This is a genomic window from Winogradskyella poriferorum, from assembly GCF_050618035.1.
Classification (GTDB): domain Bacteria; phylum Bacteroidota; class Bacteroidia; order Flavobacteriales; family Flavobacteriaceae; genus Winogradskyella; species Winogradskyella poriferorum_A.
On the sequence record NZ_JBODPY010000003.1, the window covers coordinates 137,213 to 160,812 of the forward strand.

17 protein-coding genes are annotated in these 23,600 nt (G+C 34.9%); 13 read left to right on the forward strand and 4 right to left on the reverse strand.

Annotated elements, in window-relative coordinates:
• Positions 1-49: 49 nt before the first annotated feature.
• On the forward strand, positions 50-1,318 hold the full coding sequence (locus ACRHOC_RS08065; protein WP_431158093.1) for an amidohydrolase: 1,269 nt from the start codon (positions 50-52) through the stop codon (positions 1,316-1,318).
• Here the strand turns inward: ACRHOC_RS08065 and ACRHOC_RS08070 are convergent, their stop codons facing one another.
• Complete coding sequence (locus ACRHOC_RS08070) at positions 1,319-2,881, reverse strand: hypothetical protein (protein ID WP_431158094.1); 1,563 nt, start codon at positions 2,879-2,881, stop codon at positions 1,319-1,321.
• A 69-nt stretch (positions 2,882-2,950) separates the two neighbouring features.
• Between ACRHOC_RS08070 and ACRHOC_RS08075 the strand changes: the two genes are divergently transcribed.
• Both ACRHOC_RS08075 and ACRHOC_RS08080 read left to right on the forward strand, forming a co-directional pair.
• Complete coding sequence (locus tag ACRHOC_RS08075; protein ID WP_431158095.1) at positions 2,951-4,504, forward strand: FMN-binding glutamate synthase family protein; 1,554 nt, start codon at positions 2,951-2,953, stop codon at positions 4,502-4,504.
• A 30-nt stretch (positions 4,505-4,534) separates the two neighbouring features.
• Complete coding sequence (locus ACRHOC_RS08080; RefSeq protein WP_431158096.1) at positions 4,535-5,056, forward strand: hypothetical protein; 522 nt, start codon at positions 4,535-4,537, stop codon at positions 5,054-5,056.
• A gap of 22 nt (positions 5,057-5,078) precedes the next feature.
• On the opposite strand, the gene ACRHOC_RS08085 is transcribed toward ACRHOC_RS08080, so the two are convergent.
• Complete coding sequence (locus ACRHOC_RS08085) at positions 5,079-5,984, reverse strand: patatin-like phospholipase family protein (protein ID WP_431158097.1); 906 nt, start codon at positions 5,982-5,984, stop codon at positions 5,079-5,081.
• The gene (locus ACRHOC_RS08090) at positions 5,984-7,951 is read right to left on the reverse strand and encodes a M1 family metallopeptidase (protein ID WP_431158098.1); all 1,968 of its coding nucleotides are present in this window, start codon (positions 7,949-7,951) and stop codon (positions 5,984-5,986) included. The genes ACRHOC_RS08085 and ACRHOC_RS08090 overlap by 1 nt, the downstream gene beginning before the upstream one ends.
• A gap of 100 nt (positions 7,952-8,051) precedes the next feature.
• Between ACRHOC_RS08090 and recG the strand changes: the two genes are divergently transcribed.
• From recG to ACRHOC_RS08105, 3 genes are all read left to right on the forward strand, one after another.
• On the forward strand, positions 8,052-10,154 hold the full coding sequence (gene recG, locus ACRHOC_RS08095) for an ATP-dependent DNA helicase RecG (protein ID WP_431158099.1): 2,103 nt from the start codon (positions 8,052-8,054) through the stop codon (positions 10,152-10,154).
• 347 nt (positions 10,155-10,501) lie between these two features.
• Positions 10,502-11,896: a short-chain fatty acid transporter gene (locus ACRHOC_RS08100; protein ID WP_431158100.1), complete on the forward strand. Its 1,395-nt coding sequence runs from the start codon at positions 10,502-10,504 to the stop codon at positions 11,894-11,896.
• A gap of 10 nt (positions 11,897-11,906) precedes the next feature.
• Complete coding sequence (locus tag ACRHOC_RS08105) at positions 11,907-12,800, forward strand: sugar phosphate isomerase/epimerase family protein (protein ID WP_431158101.1); 894 nt, start codon at positions 11,907-11,909, stop codon at positions 12,798-12,800.
• On the opposite strand, the gene ACRHOC_RS08110 is transcribed toward ACRHOC_RS08105, so the two are convergent.
• A complete protein-coding gene (locus tag ACRHOC_RS08110; protein ID WP_431158102.1) occupies positions 12,801-14,018 on the reverse strand; it encodes a peroxiredoxin family protein in 1,218 nt (405 codons plus the stop codon).
• A gap of 115 nt (positions 14,019-14,133) precedes the next feature.
• Between ACRHOC_RS08110 and pheT the strand changes: the two genes are divergently transcribed.
• The 7 genes from pheT to ACRHOC_RS08145 all read left to right on the forward strand — a co-directional run bounded on the left by pheT (position 14,134) and on the right by ACRHOC_RS08145 (position 23,585).
• The gene (gene pheT / locus ACRHOC_RS08115; protein ID WP_431158103.1) at positions 14,134-16,560 is read left to right on the forward strand and encodes a phenylalanine--tRNA ligase subunit beta; all 2,427 of its coding nucleotides are present in this window, start codon (positions 14,134-14,136) and stop codon (positions 16,558-16,560) included.
• Between the two features lies 1 nt (position 16,561).
• A complete protein-coding gene (locus tag ACRHOC_RS08120; RefSeq protein WP_431158104.1) occupies positions 16,562-17,422 on the forward strand; it encodes a phosphatase PAP2 family protein in 861 nt (286 codons plus the stop codon).
• A 96-nt stretch (positions 17,423-17,518) separates the two neighbouring features.
• The gene (gene tpx, locus ACRHOC_RS08125) at positions 17,519-18,019 is read left to right on the forward strand and encodes a thiol peroxidase (protein ID WP_431158105.1); all 501 of its coding nucleotides are present in this window, start codon (positions 17,519-17,521) and stop codon (positions 18,017-18,019) included.
• Between the two features lie 16 nt (positions 18,020-18,035).
• Positions 18,036-18,404 (forward strand): diacylglycerol kinase, encoded by a 369-nt coding sequence (locus tag ACRHOC_RS08130; protein ID WP_431158106.1) that lies wholly within the window; start codon positions 18,036-18,038, stop codon positions 18,402-18,404.
• Between the two features lie 123 nt (positions 18,405-18,527).
• Positions 18,528-20,936, forward strand: coding sequence for a DNA translocase FtsK 4TM domain-containing protein (locus ACRHOC_RS08135; protein WP_431158107.1), 2,409 nt, complete (start codon positions 18,528-18,530; stop codon positions 20,934-20,936).
• 18 nt (positions 20,937-20,954) lie between these two features.
• Positions 20,955-21,596, forward strand: coding sequence for a LolA family protein (locus ACRHOC_RS08140; protein WP_431158108.1), 642 nt, complete (start codon positions 20,955-20,957; stop codon positions 21,594-21,596).
• Between the two features lie 6 nt (positions 21,597-21,602).
• Positions 21,603-23,585: an LptF/LptG family permease gene (locus ACRHOC_RS08145; protein ID WP_431158109.1), complete on the forward strand. Its 1,983-nt coding sequence runs from the start codon at positions 21,603-21,605 to the stop codon at positions 23,583-23,585.
• Positions 23,586-23,600: the final 15 nt, after the last annotated feature.

Sequence of the window (23,600 nt, forward strand, 5' to 3'; positions counted from 1 at the left end):
GAGTTTTTATTTCTTTATTTTCGATATCTTTAGAAAAATTTATTACCCTATGAAAACAGTATTCGGCTTCTTTTTGACACTCTCACTTTGTCTTCAAGCTCAAAATTCTATCGAACAAGACATTATAGAAATAGAAGATAAATTAATTGAGTGGCGTCACGATTTTCATCAATTTCCAGAGTTATCTAATCGCGAATTTAAGACTGCAGAAAAGATTGCAAAACATCTAGAGTCTCTTGGTTTAGAAGTTGAAACTGGTATTGCAAAAACTGGTGTTGTCGGGATTTTAAAAGGAGACAATCCTGGAAAAGTAGTAGCACTTCGAGCAGATATCGATGCGTTACCTGTGACAGAACGTAATGATTTAGATTTTAAATCTGAGGTAAGAACTACCTTTCTCAATACAGAAACGGGTGTTATGCATGCTTGTGGCCACGATACACATATTGCTATACTAATGGCTACTGCCGAAGTATTATCAAAACATAAGGATAAAATTAACGGAACCATAAAGTTTATTTTTCAACCGGCTGAAGAAGGACCTCCTCCAGGTGAAGAAGGTGGTGCAAAGCTTATGATAAAAGAAGGCGTTTTAGAAAATCCAAAAGTGGATGCGATTTTTGGTTTACACATTAATTCAGAAACACCTGTAGGCACCATTAAATATAAAACTGAAGGAATTATGGCTGCTGTGGAACGATTTGTCGTTAATGTGAAAGGTAAACAGACACACGGTTCACAACCTTGGTCTGGCGTAGACCCAGTATTAATTTCGGCAAAACTAATTGACGGTTTTCAGACTATCATATCACGAGAGTCTTATCTTATTGAGGCACCAGCCGTTATTACCGTTGGGAAGATAACTGCCGGGACACGATTCAATATTATTCCAGAATCTGCAGAGTTAATCGGTACAGTGAGAACTTTAGACCCAGACATGCGTGAACTTATTATAAAGCGTATGGATGAAATGGCACATGACATTGCGAGTGCCTATGGTGGTGAGGCCGTAATCGATTGGCAGAATAACACTGTTGTAACCTATAATGATCCAGACTTAACCGCACAGGTTCTTCCATCATTACATAAGGCTGCTGGGGAAGAGAATGTTCAATTAATGAAGGCCACAACTGGTGGTGAAGACTTCTCATATTTTCAAGAAAAAGTACCTGGAGTTTATTTCTTTTTAGGTGGTATGACACCTGGAGAAACGGAAGTATTCCCGCATCACACACCAGATTTTAAAATTGATGATAGTGGTTTACTCCTTGGTGTTAAAGCTTTTACGCAAATAACATTAGATTATCTTAACCAATAATTAATTTTTCTTTTTACCACTACCTGTCATTGCAGAAACTAAACCGGCCTCGATATTTTTCCATATAAAATTGAAAATAGACTTGGTCCGGTCGCGTTCAATTCTATTTATATTACCATAGTAATACGCATTAGTATCCTTACCACTATTTGTAGATACGATCATATTTACCAAACCTGAGAAAAATTTATTTTTACCCTTTCCATCCTTTCTCAATACAACGACTCTGAAATTTTCAAAGTTTACCTGCAAATCAATATCTGAATGGTATGAATTTCCATTTATATTAAAATAAGTTTCTTTAAGCTCACCTTGAAACTCCACATTTAAATTAGGTTGTGTAAACTTACTTATCTCTCCTACTCTAAAATGAGCGAGCTCTCCTTGAAATGAGAATTTATCTTCTGGGTCTTGCACCACGAATTTCCAGTCAACAGCTATTGGAGATTTATCCATAAAATCAGATTCAATATGTATATGTGTGGTATCATTCTCATATGTGTTTCCTAAGCGATATACGGTGGTATTTAAGTTTTGAAAATTTAAACGGCCACCCTTGTTCGTGCTTTTAACCTTCTCCTCGTAAGATAATTGTCCATTATTAATACTTAATGTGTCTAGACTAAGATTAATATTTAAATCACGCAACATTTTTGCATAAAGTGGTTTATTGGCGTAGCTGTCGTTAACCAATTTATCCCGAAACATTACCAAATTAGGATTTTGGATATTAGTATTTTCTGAACCAAAAAAGAATCGATTATTAGAATCAAAACCAAATGAAATTTTATCTAATACGACTGAATCGACCGATATATCAAAATGGTCGCGCTCAGACTTTAATATTCTCGATAAATCAGCTCTAGAATATTTAGTTTTCAATTGAAGATCAGAAATTAATGCCTGGTTATTATTTAGTTCTAAATCTCCAATAATGAGATGATCATAAGGATTTGTCTGGTATTTCAAATCCTTTATTTGACCTTGAACATCATTTAAGTTTATTGAATTTATTGAGTTTTCAGCTTGATTAGTTTGGATGCCAAGTGCATCCAATTTTATTATTTTAAGGCCAAGCACCTCTTCAATACTGTCAGTCTTTATACTTACAATAGAATTTTTCAAAGTGATTTTATCTATTTCAAACCCATTTCTATGGCCATTAGTCTGTTTAATAGAGTCTTGTTTTTTACTTTGTGCTTTTCCCTTAATGTAATTGATTGTAAAGTCTTTAAGCTCTATTTGTTCAATATGAACCTTCTTTTTGGTTAGAAAAGTAAAGTAACCAAAATCAATAACCTCAGCTTTTGTCCCTTTAGCATCGAGATCTAACAAATTAGAATTTGATGGTTTAAGCTTTAATCTTGGCCCTTCTAAAACGACATTGCCCATAAGTACATTTATGATTAAGTCATCATATGTTAACTCAATATAAGGTGGTAAGTTGGATAAAGTTTCTTTGATCTTATACGTGAGAAACCAATTTGCAAAAAAACCCAATAATAACACCAAAACAAATGTGATCACAAGCTTCTTTATTGGCTTTTGTATAATTGAAGTCATACTTAAATATAGTCATTCGTTTTAATGATAACTGCTATTTTTAAATATCTTTACTTTCAAAGACTACAAATGGATCAATTATTAGAACTTTTAGGTAAAATTCCTTGGTGGTTATGGATACTTATCGCACTTACAATAGTAGCGTTTCGAGATGTTTTTCTGCAACATAAGCACACAATTAGTCATAATTTTCCAATAATTGGACATTTAAGATATATGATGGAAAGTATTGGTCCAGAAATGCGCCAATATTTTGTAGCCAATAACAGAGAAGAATTACCCTTTAATAGAATTGAGCGTAGTTGGATCTATGCATCAGCTAAAAAGGAAAACAACTATGAGGGATTCGGTACCGATAGAGATATCTACACGCATCAACATATATTTATTAACAATGCCATGATGCCCTATAAAGTTGAAGATTCTCATCCAACCGCTATGGATAAAACCTTTATCCCATGTGCAAAAGTAATGGGTGCATATAACAAAAGACGCCGACCTTATCGTCCAGCCTCTATTATTAATGTATCTGCTATGAGTTTTGGGTCTTTATCTGCTAAAGCCATAGAATCATTGAATAAAGGTGTCAAAATCGCTAATGCATATCATAATACAGGAGAAGGCGGTTTGTCCCCTTACCACAGTAATGGTGGTGATGTCATTTTTCATTTTGGAACAGGGTATTTTGGTGTTCGGTCTGAAGATGGTGGCTTTTCAATGGACAAAATGATAGAACTTGTTGAAGAAAATCCATTTATTAGGGCCATAGAAGTAAAACTATCTCAAGGTGCTAAACCAGGTAAGGGTGGGGTCCTCCCAGGAAAAAAAATCACCAAGGAAATTGCCGAGATACGAGGTGTAGAAATTGGTAAAACCGTTTTATCACCACCAAATCATAAAGCATTTTCAAATGTACCGGAACTTATTGATTTTATTGAAGCTATTGCAGATGCTACAGGATTACCTGTCGGAATTAAAGCTGCCATTGGTAAACTCGAACAATGGGTAGAACTTGTAGACATTATGAAGTCAGAGAACCGAGGTCCTGACTTTATTGCGATTGATGGTGGTGAAGGTGGTACAGGAGCAGCACCACCAAGTTTCGCCGATCATGTTTCGCTACCATGGATTTATGGATTCAGTGATATCTACAAACTTTTTCAAAAAAGAGGCTTAACAGAACGTGTTGTATTTATAGGAAGTGGCAAACTTGGTTTTCCAGCAAAAGCGGCTATGGCTTTTGCCATGGGTGTAGACTGTATTAATGTAGCAAGAGAAGCTATGATGAGTATCGGTTGTATACAAGCTCAAATTTGTCATACCAATCGTTGTCCGGCAGGAATAGCAACTCAGAGTAAGTGGCTTCAGAATGGCATTAATATTCCTTTAAAATCACAGCGCCTTGCTCAATATTTTAAAACGTTTAGAAAAGAACTTATAGAAATAACACATGCCGCTGGCTATGAACATCCTTGCCAGTTTGATATGGATGATATCGAAATGAATGTTGAGGATCATCACCTCTCAAGAGAATTTGACCAAACATTTAAATACGAAAAAACACCTGTTGATTTTAAAGGTATGGCACATTTAAAAGAATGTGAGTATCTTGGTGGTAATTAAAAAACCAATCAAATAAGTAATAAATTAATAATGACAACCGACACTATTTTAGACCTCCTCATCAACCTATTACCAACAATTATTGTTGGCGCTATTGCCTATTATTTTTTTAAAGAACATATAGCAAATGAAAACAATAGAAGACGGTTTTTATTGCAGAGAAACATGCAGAAAGAGTCCTTGCCAATTCGCCTTCAGGCTTATGAACGTATGGCACTTTTCTTAGAGCGTATATCACCTTCAAAACTACTTACCAGAATACACCCAACTAGTTCTAATAAAGAAGATTATGAATCTTTACTTATAGCAACAATTGAACAAGAGTTTGAGCATAATTTATCACAGCAAATTTATGTAAGTGACGAATGTTGGAATGTAATAAGAGGTGCCAAGAACGCAACTATTCAATTAATTAGAAAAGGCACTATGCAAGAGAAAACAGATACTGCAAACAAACTTCGTGAAGTCGTATTAACCGATCTTATGGATAAACAAGCACCAAGCAATACTGCTCTTGCTTTTATTAAGGAAGAAGTTGGAAATATGTGGTAGCTCAACTAAATACTCCCACAAATTAAATTTGGTACTGCCTATTAAGTTTAGCATGTTTTTGAGCAGCATAGTCATAACCTTGCTGCCACCAACTTTCCATAAGCCGCTTACTAAATATCAAGGAGTTTTCAGTAAGTGAAGTAGGCGTGTAATATAAATTCAATTTTACACCTTGGTTTTTAGCTGCTAGTTTACCAATGACTATGTCATTTCGTTCCACCTGATTTAAGAGATGACCAAACAAACTAATCATTAACGAAAATGGGTTTTTACCAAGTACCTTTTGTCTATTCATGGTCTCTGCCTCCAAAACAATAGCATCCACCTCCTTAGCTCCTCTTAGTATAGCCTCTCTAATCGGAATTACACTTCCCAAGCCACCATCCGCATACTCATGCCCATTTACAACGGCCAGCGACATAAAAGGTATGTAATTACAAGATATCCATATCCAATTACAAAACTCTTCATAAGTACAGTCATTAATAGACTTATACTCTACACGATTCATTGATAGGTTAGACACCGTGACTACCACATCGTGCCTTATAGATTTTATACGCTCAAATTCTTCTTCGGTAAAGTTCTTTCTAATATTTCGCTTTAAGGCCTTACTCTCACCAAATGTTCGTTTCAATCGAATAAATTGCCATAAAGAGTTAACAAAATCGATAGAAACATATTCTCTATTACCCTTTTTTCGTTGCACAAAAGGACTAACACTGAAAATATCCTGTTGTTGCACGTTTGTGAAAATATTATAAAGCTTATCTATTTTACCCACTGCAAGATGTGGTACCAAAAGGCTTCCTGTAGACGTCCCTAAGAACATATCATAGTCACGACCTTCCTCTCGCATAAGGTATTGAGCAACACCGCCTGCAAAAGCTCCCTTACTACCACCTCCAGAAATTACCAATGCTCGCATTACTTCTTTTTCTCTTTAAGTTTTTCACTATAATCTTTAGCAAATTGCACTAACCTCCAGTTATGGTGAGATTTCGCGTCTTCAATATTCTCAACACATTTTTCATTGCAACCATCAATTAAATTTAAATATTGAAATGCACTTATTCTTAAGTCCACATTATGTTCTCCTCCAGTATAACCTAGAAGTTCCGTGTATAACTCTTGATTACTTTCCGAATTATAGTATGGGGTATTTAAATTCAAAACAATCCAAAGTAATCGAATATTCTTATCATTAAAACCGTGTATATTTCGTGTTTTAGACAAGTATTTCCCACGATCTAATGGAAAGTTATTCCATAGATTATAGAGTGCCCGTTCTATAGTGATATAGGATTTGTCATCCAACAAGGTTTCATATTCCTCCTTTAATTGCTGAGGTATTTTTGTAACATGTTGCGCTATAGCTTGCCTAACTTTTAAACTATTTTTAAAAGTATCTGAGGTTACTAATTCTGGCAACTGGGCTATGATTTTCACCTTTGCTTCGTCTGATACATAGTATTTGAGATACTCCTCACACTTCGAAGATTTCACCTGACAATCAACCATGAGGTATTCTTGTAAAAACGAAGATTCCTCTTTTAATAGATCGATAGCACCATATGCTGGAAATTTCTCACTCTTAATCCAATTATTTACAAAGGAGTTTAAGCTACGTTTATAAAGCGACTCTACCTCATAAATAAAATCGTTTGTTTCAACGTTACCATAGGCATGTTTATTCAGATAATTACGTACGGCCTGTCTAAAAATTTCATCACCCACCTTAGCTCTTAAAGCAAACAAAACCCACGCACCGCGCTGATAAAAGGTTAAACTACTAGATTTTGGATTCAATAACGAAGTCCCTTGACCAGAAATATCTTGACGCCCTAAGTCTACTGCCGATTCATACAACTTAAAATAAAAATAATCCTCACCAAAAACTTCGCGCTCTGCCAATAATGCATAATAGGTCGCAAAACCTTCTTGTAACCAATGGTGCTCACCCGACTTTGCTGTAACCAAATCACCAAACCACTGATGTGCTAGCTCGTGAGCATTGACGTTTACATAGTTTTTATCATTAAAGCCAATATGGTCGACCATAAATGCATCTGAAAAAATAGTAGCACTAGTATTTTCCATGCCTGCATAAAGGAAATCATGAACCGGAACCTGTTTATAATTTTGCCATGGATATGGATACCCGATTTCGCTCTCCAGATAGTCGAACATACGTTTGCTGTAACGATAGGTAGATTCAACTTTCAATGAATCTTCAGGATAGTAATAGAATTCAAGGGAAATACCAGACCGAGACACTTGTGTTTGATTATCATATTTTCCAACTGCAAGTGCAACCAAGTAACTCGGCATTGCTTTTTTCATTTTATATGTCACTATCTGGCGATGTGGATCAAAGTATGTTAACTGTGAATCTAACTTACCATTTGAAACAATGGTATAATCTGATTTGAAGTCAACAGATAATGTAAACACCAACTTTTCATTAACGTCATCAAAACTCGGTAACCAATTACTCGTATACTTTCCTTGACCTTGTGTCCAAATATTCCAATCTTCATTCCGCTTCAAGAAATACAATGCCTTTTTTGGTTTGGCCGAATACGAAATGAATAGCTCATTTTCTAAAGATGGCTTAAAAGCTTTTTTAATGACAATCTTATTATTTCTATTAAAGAACTCAACTGGCTCCTCATTTAATAAAACCTTATCGACATTAATCCTTTTAGCATCAACATAAATGGAATCAACTGACCTTGTCACATCAAACTTATATGTTACCGATCCTTCTACTTTAGAGGAATCTGGATATAATTTAATGCTCGCATTCCCTTCAGTAAAATCCACATAATTTACTTGTTGCCCATACGCAACAACACTCACAACTACCAATAAATACAAGACGATTTGTTTCATTAACCGATTCTATACAAGGATAACGCCAAAGTACGAATTTTAGTCATTTTCTATAAAAAATGAGATGTGTTTTTAGGACCAAAATCAGTAATTTCGTAATATGAGCGTAAATCTACAAACACCAATAGATTACCTTAAAGGTGTCGGCCCAAATAGGGCAGATTTACTGCGTTCAGAATTAGGAATACATACCTATCAAGATCTCATTAACTTATTCCCAAACCGTTATATCGATAGGACAAAATATTATGCTATCAACCAACTACAACGCAATAATGCAGAAGTTCAGGTAATAGGCGTTCTTACCGGTTTTAGGGAAGTTGCCCAAAAACGTGGTAAGCGATTGGTTGCCGATTTTAAAGACGAGAGTGGTATGATGGAGCTTGTCTGGTTCAGAGGTCAAAAATGGATACGTGAAAGCCTCAAAATAGGTCAACCCTATGTCGCTTTTGGAAGAGCAAATTTGTATAATGGAAAATTCAGCATGCCTCATCCTGAGCTAGAATTACAATCTGAACATGAGAAAAATTTGCGCTCAGCAATGCAGGCCATCTATCCCTCTACAGAAAAACTTACCAATAAGGGTATTACCAATCGTGTCATTACCAAAGTTATGCAACAACTCTTTTTGGAAACCAAAGGGCAATTTTTTGAAACCTTATCACATTCAATTTTGGGAGAATTAAAATTAATGTCAAAATCTGATGCACTTTTTAATATCCATTTTCCAAAGTCCTCTGACCTTCTTTCAAGAGCACAATTCCGATTAAAATTTGAAGAATTATTTTATATACAATTACAATTAATATTGAAAAATTTGATTCACAAATCGAAGATCAAAGGGTTCAAGTTTGAAAAAGTTGGAGACTATTTTAATACGTTTTACCGCGAGCATCTACCCTTTGAATTGACCAATGCACAGAAACGTGTTTTAAAAGAAATTAGAGCAGATTTTGGTAGCAACGCTCAAATGAATCGTCTTTTGCAAGGAGATGTTGGTTCTGGAAAGACCATAGTCGCCTTTATGTCAATGCTCATGGGACTTGATAACGGTTTTCAATGTTGTCTAATGGCGCCAACTGAAATTTTGTCAGTCCAGCATTACAATGGATTAAGTGAATTATGTAATAAATTAAATATCAGTATTTCAATATTAACTGGTTCAAGTAAAACTTTAGAAAGAAAAATAATCCATGAAAATTTAGAAAATGGGAGTTTACAGATACTAATTGGCACACATGCCCTACTCGAGGATAAGGTAAAATTTAAAAATTTAGGGCTCGCAATTATTGATGAACAGCATCGATTTGGAGTCGCTCAAAGAAGTAAATTATGGAAGAAAAATAGTTCTCCTCCACACATCATGGTGATGACGGCTACTCCTATTCCAAGAACCTTAGCCATGTCTGTTTACGGTGATCTTGATATTTCAGTAATTGATGAATTACCTGCTGGCAGAAAACCAATTAAGACCGTACATCGTTATGATAAAAATAGACTTAATGTTTTTAGGTTTATGAAAGACGAAATTGCAAAAGGTAGACAGGTATATGTCGTCTATCCTTTAATTCAGGAAAGCGAAAAAATGGATTACAAGGACCTTATGGATGGTTACGAAAGTATATCGCGAGAATTTCCTCTGCCACAATATCAAATCTCAATTGTCCATGGTAAAATGAAGGCTAGTGACAAGGATTACGAAATGCAACGTTTCGCCAAAGGACAAACACAAATTATGGTAGCTACCACAGTAATTGAAGTCGGCGTTAATGTTCCTAATGCCTCTGTTATGGTAATCGAAAGTGCTGAACGTTTTGGCCTGTCGCAACTACATCAATTACGAGGTCGCGTTGGCCGTGGTGCTGAACAGAGTTATTGTATACTAATGACTAGCCACAAGCTTAGCAATGATAGTAAAACACGTTTAGAAACCATGGTAAGATCTCATGATGGCTTTGAAATAGCTGAAGTTGATTTAAAATTGCGTGGACCTGGTGATGTAATGGGCACACAACAAAGTGGTGTTCTAAACCTCAGAATAGCTGATATAGTAAAGGATAAATCTATTTTAGACCAAGCTAGATTTATGGCAAAGAATACTTTAAAAATTGATCCGAGCTTGGCCCTACCCGAGAACAAAGCGATTTTAAGTACTTACAGACAAATGGCCAAGTATAAAAATATTTGGAATTATATAAGCTAAAAAAAAGGCCTGGCACCAACTACAACCAGGCCTCACAAAACAGTAACTAAACGTGTTTTGATGATGAATGCAATATCTAGGATTGGTTAATAGCTAAATATTAGCACAAGTAAACGATCCCTTACTAAAAATTTTTAGATAATAATATTCCTGGAAGAATATGATTATATTGATTTTGTTTAGTTCTTACCTCCAAATTACTCTGATTATTAAGACACTGCTGTTATGGACTTGTTAAAAAAGAATTGACTTTGTTAATTAACTTATTATTAAGACCCACACACTTTTGTAGGTGCATTGATAGTGTTTTAAAAAAGATTTATCTTAGTCCTAACTAACAATCTCTTATGCTTACGCGACTCGGTCAGAAATTTACTGACACCTTCACCAAATATATGCCTAGCGCTTATGTATTTGCTCTGTTATTAACTTTACTTTCTGCGATTTTAGCTATTCTGTTTACCGATTCTACAGCTATTATAATATTAGAAGGATGGTATGATGGCTTTTGGAAACTACTTTCATTCGGTATGCAAATTGTTCTAATTATAATAACAGCTTATTGCATTGCTGAATCATCACCAATTAAAAAAGGTATAGACAAATTGGCGACTCTTGTTAAAACACCTACCCAAGTCTATCTTATCATTATTTCCTTTGGTGCCCTTATATCATTAATAAGTTTTGGGATGGTTGTTGTAACCGCAATTCTAGCACGCGAATTGGCGCTGAGGATTAAAGGTATTCACTATCCTTTTTTAATTTCTTGCGTTTATTTTTCATTAAATGGTTGGGTCTGCGGATTGTCTAGTTCCATTGCACTTTTACTGAACACAGAAAATAACTTTCTTATTCAAGATGGAATTTTAGAATCAACAATTTCAACCACTTACAGTTTAGGTGCCTTACTAAATATTTCAATGATTATACTATTTGTAATAATTGCACCACTAACTATATGGCTTTTAATCCCAAAAAATTCTGAAGGAAAAGAATTAAGAGATTTAAAAACAGAAATTGGTGATGAGACTACGTCGGTAAAAGAAGAAGCAAATTCTTATAAATTGCCTTTTAAAGCAGTTTCGGACGCCCTAAATAATGCTGGTTGGTTACAACTTAGTGTAGCACTTTTGGGTTCAACTTACATCATATATCATTTTATCACAAAGGGATTCGATCTCAACTTCAACATTATGATTTTTATTTTTTTGATGTTAGGTCTGATTCTTCATATAACACCAATGCGCTATAGTATTGCCATGAAGCGCGCTAGTAGTAATATTTCGGGTATTTTATTTCAATATCCATTCTATGCCGGTATAATGGGGATTATGATTGCTTCGGGATTAGGGACTAAAATCAGTGAAATCTTAGCTTCAGTAGCTACTCCAAACTCTTATGCCTTTATTTCCTACCTCACGGGTGGTATGGTAAATTTTGCAATCCCATCTGCTGGAGGCGAGTTTGCAGTCATTGGCCCTAGTATAATTAATATGGTAAAGGATTTGGGTATAGGCTTATCCCAACCAGAATTGAATGCAATGATTGCTAGAGCTTCAATGTCTGTGGCATATGGTGAAAGTCTTAGTAATCTTTTACAACCATTCTTTCTTCTTATGGTTTTTCCTGTTATGGGAAAGGGTATAAAAATACAGGCACGAGATATTGTAGGTTACTTATTTATTCCATTTATAATCTTCTTTATAATCCAAGGACTTTTGGTGACTTATATACCACTTTAAATTAATTTAAATGAATAGATCTGAGTTTTTAAAATTAACAGCAAGCGCAGGATTACTAGCGTGTCTACCAATATCGTGCATTGACCTTAATACTGCCAAAAAACTAAAATTAGGTTATCAACTCTATTCCATTAGAGATCAAATGGAAATAGATCCAATCTCCACATTAAAAGCACTAAAAGCAATGGGATATGAAGATTTTGAGCATTATGGCTTCGACGCTGATAAAAGTACCTATTATGGCTATAAATTCAAGGAATTTAAAAAGATACTAGACGACCTTAATCTTAGCATCAGTAGTGGTCATTATCCCTTTTCAGGATTTTTAGAAAAATCTAATGATGAGCTCAAACGATATGTTACAAAATGTATTGAAGGTGCTTTAATAATGAACAGTGCCTACATCACTTGGCCTTGGGTAGACCCAAAATTCAGAAATGCTGAAGGATTTAAGATTATTTCCGAAAAATTGAATGTAATGGGAGAACAAATTTCAAAAGCAGGTCTTAAACTTGCCTATCATAATCATGGCTACGAGTTTACAGATTACGGTGGAGAAAATGGATTTGACATTGTTACGAACGAAACAGATGTGTCTTTAGTTAAATTTCAAATTGATATGTATTGGCTAAAACGCTCTGCAAAACTACCTATAAAAGACCTTATCGCTACGAACCCAAAGCGTTTTGTTATGTGGCATATAAAGGACATGGATAAGGTAACAGACGACTATACAGAGTTAGGAAATGGGTCCATAGACTATAAGTCCATATTACCTCAACTAGATACTTCTGGATTAGATTATTATTATATTGAGCAAGGTGGAAATTTCACAGTCAACTCAACTGAAAGCGCTAAGTATAGTGCAGCATATTTTAATACGCATCTTAAAGATTTATTTTAATTACTCAGCCAAGAGTTCCGCTATAAATCCTTCAAATTCGGCCTTGAATTCAACATATTTATCTCCTGTTGCAGGACCATTAAACCCTGTATGAATCTTACGCACATTACCTTTCTTATCTATAAAAATCGAAGTCGGATAAGACAGTACATGATTAAGCATTGGTAATTTTTCTTGTGCCTTAGCTTTATCAGCTGTTCCATATTGAGCTAATAAAATTGGATAATTGATTCCAATCTTAGACTGTAAGCGATCTATACGTTTTATAGCAAGGTCTTCGGTTTTGGCATATTCAAATGCAAGGGCCACAAACTCAATATCCTTATCCTTGTTATTGTTATAGAAATTACTGTAATATTTACTTTCATCAAGGCAATTAGGACACCATGTACCCATAATTTGTACCACGACTACTTTATTCTTGAATCGCTCATCATCTAAACTCACTTGTTCTCCCAAACTATCAGGAAAAGAAAATTCAAATCGTTCATACCCTTCTTTCAAATAAGTAAGTTCATTAGCACTCGGTAATTCGTAGTCAGGATTACGCTTAGCTACAAATGGTTCTTTCCAGTGCTTACCAGAATAAAAGGTTCCTTCCATCGTAGAATCATTCACTTTTGCAGTGAATAAAAAAGCATGTGCACCATCAAAAGTTGAGAGTTTCATGGTATCGCCATCCATAACACCCTCTAAATAACGGTAGTCACCAGTCGTTGTTCTAAAGGTGCCAGTGACACGTTCATTTTGTTGCTTAAAGATGCCCTTGGCAATATATTCATCTCCTTGTATCCCTTTACTAAATACAGTTTCCCAAATTCCATTAACATCTTCCTCAGGTTTATTATTTGATTCAAACCTATTTTTAGCTTTAAAAGTTGCCTTTAAATTTACTTTGCGACCTCTATCTGGACTAACATAAAATCCACTCCAATCACCATTTTCCACAACTTTAATAGCTAAATAATCCTTAAAAACCGGAAAGTTTATATAAATCGAATCTCCCTTGTAAACAATCTCATCAACATCAATAACCTCCTCAGCATTAAATACTTTTAAGGTCTCAGGTGATGTTACTTCAATTGTAAAAGGTAATTGTTCATTGTCCTGTACGTCTAACTCCACCTTATACTTACCATTTTTTAATTGACGTTTCACCTCTTCATTATTACATGATAAGAAAAGTAAGACCATGCCAAACAGGAATATGTTTTTCATAAAAATGCTTTTTAAAGAGTTCGAAATAACAACAATTACCTTACATAAAAAAGCATATTCAAATTTCATTAACATACAACTATTATTATCTTTGTGGCTTGATTAATTAAACCGCATGAAGATATCATACAACTGGTTAAAACAGTTTATCAAGATAGATTGGGATGCCGAGAAAACCGGTGAGTTACTCACTGATCTCGGACTAGAAATTGAGGGTATTGAAGCCTATGAAACCGTAAAAGGTGGACTCAAGGGCATTGTTGTCGGCGAGGTATTAACTTGTGAACAACACCCAAATGCAGATCGATTAAAAGTAACTACTGTAGATATAGGTGCTGATGAGCCAGTACAAATTGTTTGTGGTGCACCTAATGTAGCTAAGGGACAAAAAGTACCTGTAGCAACTATTGGTACAACCCTTTACACAGTAGAAGGAGAAGCGTGGAAAATTAAAAAAGGTAAGATACGTGGCGAGGAAAGTCATGGTATGATCTGTGCCGAAGATGAGCTTGGCTTAGGTGATTCTCACGAAGGTATCATGATTTTAGACAAGCATTTAAAAGTTGGCACTAAAGCATCGGAGGTTTTTAATATAGAGAATGATCAGGTTTTTGAAATAGGCCTTACTCCAAATCGAGCTGATGCCATGAGTCATTATGGTGTAGCAAGAGATCTCAAAGCGGGACTTTTACAAAAAGAAGTGGCCCTTGAGCTCATAACGCCTTCTGTAAGTTCATACCACGTTGATGCACGTTCCTTAAAAATCGATGTAGAAGTAAAAGACAAGGAGAAATGCCCAAGGTATTGTGGTGTCACTATTTCTGGTGTAAAAGTTGAATCTTCACCAGATTGGTTACAGCATCGCTTAAAATCAATTGGGTTGTCTCCAATAAATAATATAGTTGATATCACCAATTACGTGCTTCACGAACTCGGACAGCCATTGCATGCTTTCGATGCCCAGAAAATTGCTGGCAACAAAGTAGAGGTTAGAACCTGTAAGGCTGGAACAAAATTTACCACTTTAGACGAAACAGCTAGAGAGCTTCACGAAGATGACCTTATGATTTGTGATGTGGAAAAACCGATGTGTATAGCTGGTGTTTTTGGTGGTATAGACTCAGGTGTTTCAGAAAATACTAGAGATATCTTCTTAGAAAGTGCCTATTTTAATCCCGTTAGTGTTCGTAAAACTGCTAAGCGCCATGGTTTAAATACGGACGCTTCATTTAGGTTTGAACGCGGTATAGATCCTAATATAACGGAATATGCATTAAAGCGTGCTGCCTTATTAATCACTGAAATTGCAGGTGGCGAAATATCAAGTGATGTTTCAGACTCGTATCCTGTAAAAATTGAAGATTTTCAGGTGCGTTTAAGTTTTGATAACGCCAAGAAACTTATTGGTGAGGAAATACCAAGGGAAACCATTAAAAGTATCCTCACCTCTTTAGAAATTAAAGTAAATAACGTAACAGAAACGGGATTAGGATTAACCGTACCTGCCTACCGCAATGATGTACAGCGTGAAGCTGATATCATTGAAGAAATTTTGAGGGTTTATGGTTATAATAATGTAGGTACTACAGAAAAATTAAATGCCTCTATTTCCAATTCTACTAGATTTGAGGATTATAAACTTCAAAATATAATTGGTCAGCAATTGGCTTCTCAAGGTTTCTTTGAAATTATGACCAATTCGCTCACAACACCTCAATATATAGAGTTAGTAGACTCCATGAATGCAGAGCATAATGTTGAAATGTTAAATCCGCTTAGTAATGATCTTGGTGTGATGCGACAGTCTTTACTCTTTTCTGGTCTAGAAGCTATTGCGCATAATATTAACAGAAAGCGAGCTGATCTAAAACTATTTGAATACGGAAAAACCTATCACCAATATTCAGAAGCCCGTGAGGAATACAAACATCTATCAATATTTATAACCGGAAATAAGACGTCTGAGCGATGGAATACCTCAGTAAGTCCGAGTGATTTTTTCTTCTTAAAAGGAACTGTAGACGCTGTATTAGAACGCCTAGGCTTAAGCCGTTATAAATCTGCACCTACAAAATCAGATATTTTTAGCGAAGGCATTGCCTTATCTTTAGGTAAGAAAAAACTGGTTGAGTTTGGACTGGTAAGAAAGTCTATTTTAAAAGGTTTTGGTATTTCGCAACAAGTATTATTTGCAGATTTTAATTGGGACAATGTACTTGAGATGGCCAAACACAATGCTATAAAGTTTAAGGCGATTCCTAAATACCCAGAAGTTAGACGCGATTTTGCTTTGTTATTAGACCATCAGGTATCATTTGATGACATCTTTACCGTTGCAAAACAAACCGAGAAGCAACTGCTTAAAAATGTTAACCTCTTTGATGTTTATGAAGGTAAAAATCTACCTGAAGGCAAAAAGAGTTATGCAGTTAGTTTTACGCTACAAGATGAAAACAAAACACTTACAGACAAGCAAATAGACAAGATAATGTCTAAACTACAATCTAGTTTTGAGTCTAAGCTTGGAGCAGAATTAAGATAGTATGAGAGCGCTCGTATTTTCACTTTTATTAATCTTTTTGTTTGTACCTACGTGCATACAAGCACAATCCCTCGATACTCAAATTGATTTCTCTGAACCTAAACCAGAGACCATTTGGGGAATGGTGAAGTATGATACAGAATATACTTTTAAAAGTGTTAGTTATGCGGTCACAAGGCCACTATATTGGCAAGGTGATGATTTTGCTAAACTTGGAATTCTTTTAGGAGGTACAGCAGCTTTAACATTTACCGATGAGTCCATCCGAGAATTTGCTCAAAACCAGAGTGAAGACTTCCCTGGAGTAATTAGAGATTTTGGCTGGTATTTTGGAAGCCCACAGAATTATTTTATGGCAAATGCTGGTTTATATGGTTTTGGGTTATTTACGAAGAATGAAAATTTAAGACGCGTTAGTGTACTCATAATTTCATCATCTCTAACCACTGGATTTATACAATCGCTTTCCAAGGGACTTATAGGAAGAGCAAGACCTGGTACTGAAGTAGGTCATTTATCTTTTAAACCATTTTCTAATGATGCTGGATACCGATCCTTCCCATCTGGTCATACGGTGTTATCAATTACAATGGCGCATTCTATCGCTAAACAATTTGATAATCCATGGGTAAAAGCAGGTATTTATACTATTGGAGCCATCCCTCCTATTTCTAGAATTATTGATGACGCACATTGGTTTAGCGATATTGCATTTAGTACCGTACTTAGCATTTTTGTTGTAGATGCTATAGATAAATTCTTATTTGGATCTGAAGCTTATGAAGGTCCAAAAAAAGAAAAGGCTATATCCTGGAATTTCAGAATAGGAACAAATCAAATTGGTTTTGTAGGAACATTCTAATAAAGTTCAAACAAATATTCGAGTTGAACATTATATTTTATTTAGCATACTAAACTTCAATAATTATTAATTTTACGTTTTAATAAAACTCAATATATGGCGAATATAACATTAGGTGGAAACCCAATACAAACAAGCGGAGAATTACCAAAAGTTGGATCTAAAGCTCCTGATTTTAAACTTACAGCAACAGATCTTTCAGATAAAAGCTTATCAGATTTTCAAGGTTCTAGACTAGTTTTAAATGTTTTTCCTAGCATTGATACTGGTACATGTGCACAATCTGTGAGAACATTTAATAAAGAAGCTAGTGGATTAGAGAATACAAAGGTCTTATGCATTTCAAAAGATTTACCCTTCGCTATGGCACGTTTTTGTGGAGCTGAAGGTTTAGAAGACGTTATTAATCTTTCTGATTACAAATCTGGTACATTTGGAGAAAACTACGGATTAACAATCGCAAATAGTGTTCTAGAAACCTTATTATCTAGATGTATCATCGTAATCGATACAGATGGCACAATTCTTCATACTGAGCAAGTAGGCGAAATTGCTGACGAGCCAAATTATGAGGCTGCAATGAATGCCTTGAGCTAGTTCTTGTCACTGTAAAATGCAAAAGAACGAACCATTTATCATTAATAGACTTAAGAGTGTGGGCTATGCCTTTAAGGGCATGCTCATACTTGTAAGGACAGAGTCTAGTATAAAAATTCAAGTTTTTATTGCCATAGTTGTAACAATAGCTGGCTTTGTTTTTGATATATCCCGTACAGAATGGATAATCCAAATTGCTATGATTGGTCTAGTAATGAGTATCGAAGGTATTAATACAGCAATAGAATACTTGGCAGACTTTGTGCATCCTCAGCACAACGAAAAAATTGGGCTTATTAAAGACGTCGCTGCTGGTGCTGTATTTATTGCTTCTATAGTAGCTGTAGTGATAGCTGGTATTATATATCTTCCTAAATTTCTTTAATACCAAAACTAATAGAATAAACGTTACTTATTTGTATTTTTGATTTTAGAGAATCAATCAATAAGGAAGTGTTTATTATTTCCTATGTATTTTTAGAATTTATCCATATTTTGGATACCGTCCATGGCGAAGCGAAGAACAAAGACTAAATCAACAAGTAAGGCAAAATCAAAGGTTAAATTTTCAAAACCTACACTTAAACTATCCAACCAACAAAAGTTGATTTTTGGTAGTTTACTCATCATTGTAGGTGTTCTTCTTTTTATATCATTTCTATCATTCATTTTTACAGGTAAAGAAGATCAAAGTGTATTAACTAATTTTCCTGAAAGATCGGAGGCTTATAAAAATTGGGCAAGTCAATTGGGAGCATGGGTAAGTGAAGTATTTATTTCTAAAGGATTTGGTATACCTGCGTTCATTTTTTCTGGATTGATTTTTTTATCTGGAGTCTATGTGACTTTAAACTTAAAAAAAGAGCGCTTAAGAAAACACTGGATTTGGGGTACTCTAATTGTAATTTGGCTATCTATCTTATTTGGCTTTTTTACACATAAGTATGATTTCCTAGGTGGCACCATCGGCTTTGAGATAAATCAATTCCTGCAAGACTACATAGGTAAGATTGGTGTAATTCTTTTATTACTCTTCGGACTTATTTCCTATCTAGCTATTCGATTTAGTGTTACGGGAGATTCGTTTGTTAAACTGTTTAAGAACGCAAAAAAAGATATTAAGGATGATTTTAAGGATAGTACCGAATCGTCAGAAGTATCTGTAGATAATAGTCTCACTGAAGAAGCTGAAGCAATTAAATCTGCATTTGAGATTCCGTTAGAGAATCCAGAACCTACGATTTCCAATTATTCTAAACCAAAGGCAAAGACTGAACCGGTTAAAATTGAGGTAGAACCACTAAAAGAGAAAGAAACTGAAACACCAGAACTTAAGGTCGAGGTCGAAAGTATTGCTGAAGAAAAATCTGAGACCGATAATCTTTCCGATAAGTTAGTTGAAGATTTTGGCCAGTTTGATCCTACTTTAGAATTAAGCAAGTATCAGTTTCCTCCGCTTGATTTATTAAAGAAGTATGACAATGAAGGTATTTCTATAGATCAGGAAGAACTCGAAGAAAATAAGAATAGGATTGTCGAGACATTACTGAATTATAAAATAGGTATTAGCAGCATTAAAGCAACAATAGGCCCAACAGTTACATTATACGAAATAGTACCAGAAGCAGGAATTAGGATTTCAAAAATCAAAAATCTTGAAGATGACATAGCCTTATCCCTTGCGGCACTCGGGATTAGAATTATTGCACCAATTCCAGGAAAGGGAACTATCGGTATAGAAGTACCTAATAAAAAAGCGACTATTGTATCTATGCGAAGCGTTATAGCTTCTCAAAAGTTTCAGCAATCTAAAATGCAATTACCAATTGCGTTTGGTAAAACGATTAGTAATGAAACCTTTGTTGTCGACTTAGCAAAAATGCCACACTTATTAATGGCAGGTGCTACAGGACAAGGGAAGTCTGTTGGACTTAATGCGGTATTAACGTCACTACTCTACAAAAAACATCCGGCAGAAGTAAAATTTGTTCTTGTTGATCCAAAAAAGGTTGAATTAACATTATTCAATAAAATTGAACGTCATTATCTGGCGAAATTACCTGACAGTGAAGAGGCTATAATAACGGATAATACCAAGGTTATTAATACCCTCAATTCGCTATGTATAGAAATGGATAATCGCTACGAGTTGCTTAAAAATGCATTTTGTCGCAATATTGCCGAGTATAATGCTAAATTCAAAGCACGTAAACTGAATCCAAACGATGGCCATCAATTCTTACCATACATAGTTTTAGTGGTAGACGAGTTTGCTGATTTAATAATGACAGCAGGTAAGGAAGTTGAGACACCTATTGCACGTCTTGCGCAACTCGCTCGTGCTATTGGTATCCATCTTATTATTGCTACGCAACGTCCATCGGTTAATGTAATAACTGGTATAATTAAAGCGAATTTCCCGGCACGAATTGCTTTTAGAGTGACAAGTAAAATCGATTCAAGGACCATATTGGACGGATCTGGCGCAGATCAATTAATTGGTCGTGGTGATATGCTTTATACACAGGGTAACGATCTTATTAGAATACAGTGTGCTTTTGTGGATACGCCAGAAGTTGAAAAGATTACAGAATTTATTGGTGCACAAAAGGCTTACCCAGATGCACATCTTTTACCTGAATACGTTGGTGAAGAAGGTGGCACAAATCTTGATATAGATATTGCAGACAGAGATAAGTTGTTTAGAGAAGCCGCTGAAGTGATTGTAACTGCGCAACAAGGCTCGGCTTCATTATTACAACGTAAATTAAAGCTCGGTTATAATAGAGCTGGTAGAATTATAGATCAATTGGAAGCTGCAGGAATTGTAGGTCCTTTTGAAGGCAGTAAAGCAAGGCAAGTTTTAGTCTCTGACTTAATTGCTTTAGATCAATTATTGGAGAACGAAAATCAATAGAAAGAAGACATAATAAAAATGAAAAAATTAGTACTACTTTTTAGTTTAATCATTGGATTCACAAGTTTTGGACAGAACGATACCAAGGCCGAAAACTTATTGAAAGAGGTGAGTAATAAAATTAAGGCCTATGATAACATAAGCTTGGATTTTAAGTATGAACTCAATAATGTAAGCGAGAATATAAAACAAGAAACTCGAGGTGATGTTGTCATTGAAGGTGACAAATACAAGCTCAATGTTTTAGGCATCACAAGAATCTATGACGGCAAAACACTATATACTATAAGTCCAGAAGATGAAGAGGTAACTATTTCTTCTGAAAATACAGATGAAGAAGGGACAATTACTCCAAGTAAAATGTTATCATTTTATGAAGATGGTTACACTTATAAAATGGATATTATTCAGAATGTTTTGGGCAGAAAAATTCAGTATGTAAAACTAAATCCAATAGACACAAATTCTGAAATAAAGCATGTTTTATTGGGTATAGATGCAACTACTAACCACATTTATAATTTAATTGAGATTGGTAAAAACGGCACCAAAACAACCTTAACCGTTAATTCTTTTAAAACAAACGAGCCTATCTCAAAAACCTTATTTACATTTGATGAGGGTAAATACAGTGATTACTTCATCAATAAAATAGACTAAGGATTAGTGAAAATATTAGATAGGTACATACTTATCACATTTTTAAAGACGTTTTTTAGCGTCTTTGTTATATTCATGTTCATCTTTGTTCTTCAAGCATTTTGGCTCTATATCTCTGAGCTTGCTGGCAAGGACTTAGATATTTCCGTTACAGCTAAGTTTATCCTTTATTACATGCCAAGGCTCATCCCTTTGGTAGTACCATTATCGGTATTACTAACCTCGATTATGGTTTTTGGAAACTTTGCTGAGAACTATGAGTTTGCAGCAATGAAGTCCACTGGGATCTCGCTACAACGCGCTATGAGAAGCCTTAGTGTATTTATAGTAATACTTGGTGTAGCATGTTTCTTTTTTGCAAATAATGTAATTCCTTGGGGTGAATATCACTTTTATAACCTTAGAAAAAATATTGCCAAAGTAAAACCAGCATTGGCCATAGCAGAGGGACAATTTAATGAAATAGGCAACATAAATATTAAGGTCGACAAGAAGTCTGGTGAGCGTGGACAATATCTAGAAGGACTAATTATACACCAAAAAAGTAGTGCTCGTGTAGGTAATTTTAAAGTTATAGTTTCAGAAAGAGGAGAATTAATTAGCAGCAGTAATTCTAATGTATTGCAACTCGAATTAATCAATGGAAACTATTATGAGGAAATCATAAATAAAGATGCACGTAAAAATGTCAATAGACCTCACGCTCGAAGTTATTTTGACAGCTACACCATTAATGTAGATCTCGAGATATTAAACGATGAAGATCTAGATGAGCGAAGCCAAAGTGATCGCTATAATATGTTTAATGTTAGTCAATTAAACCGAGCGATAGATACGCTCGACCAAGAACGCAAAGATGATCTAAAAGCACTATCAAACACACTCTATAATAGATCGACCTATTCCGCCTTAAATCTCAATATGAATGAGACTAAAAATGATTCCTTGTATTCTGGTGAGCTGTTAGATTTGTTTAATACGCGTAACCAATTGCAAATAATTAATCTTGCCATTAATTCTGCAAATAGTACTGCACAAATAATTGAATCAAATAAGCGTAATTTCTCAACTAAAAAAATCTGGTATAATAAACACATCACGGCATTACACGACAAATTTGTTCTTGCTGTAGCATGTATTATTTTGTTTTTTGTTGGTGCTCCATTAGGTGCTCTAATACGTAAAGGTGGTCTTGGGCTTCCAATGGTAATAGCTATGGTCTTATTCTTAACCTATCATTTCTTTGGGATTTTTGCCATTAATAGTGCAGAGAAAGGAAGTCTTAATCCAATCATTGGATCCTGGTTATCTACTACTGTGATGCTACCTTTAAGTATATATTTAACCACAAGAGCTACCAATGATAAAGGTGTGTTTCAGTTTGATGCCATCATTGTACCCATCAAAAGACTTTTTTCACCAAAAAATCCAATTCGACTTTCTGAAAGTGAGACTAAACAATATAATTATTTCAAGAAATATTCTATTGAGGAACTAATCGATGTGATTAAAAGTCAAGGTGAATACGACCTAGATAAAAAACCTAAAGAAATTGCCTTACATAATTTATTGAATAGGAATATCGCATTAGAGGCTCTAAAGAAGGAAGGTCTTGAAATCCCAGATGAGCTAATCGAAGCCAAGTCTATTGTAAAGGATTATAAAGATTACTCTCTTACAAGTCTTGTAAGTTATTCCATAGGAGGTATTTTGCTAATTCTACATTTCGTCTTTAAGAACAATAAGTTACCTGAATTTGCAGAAGCCTCATTAAGTCTAAGTATTATAGGTTTCATATTCTTGGGCATTTATGCAGTTGTTTCTGCACTCAAATATTCCAAATTCTACAAAACCATTAATGAGGAAAAGAAAAGAATCAATCCTATTTGGTTCTTCCTAACACTTCCTTTGTACCCATTCAAGTACATATTACTTAAGAACAAAATTGAAGAACACTTCTATTTAAGTTGTATCCGTAACATAAAATAAGCGTATCTTTGCCAA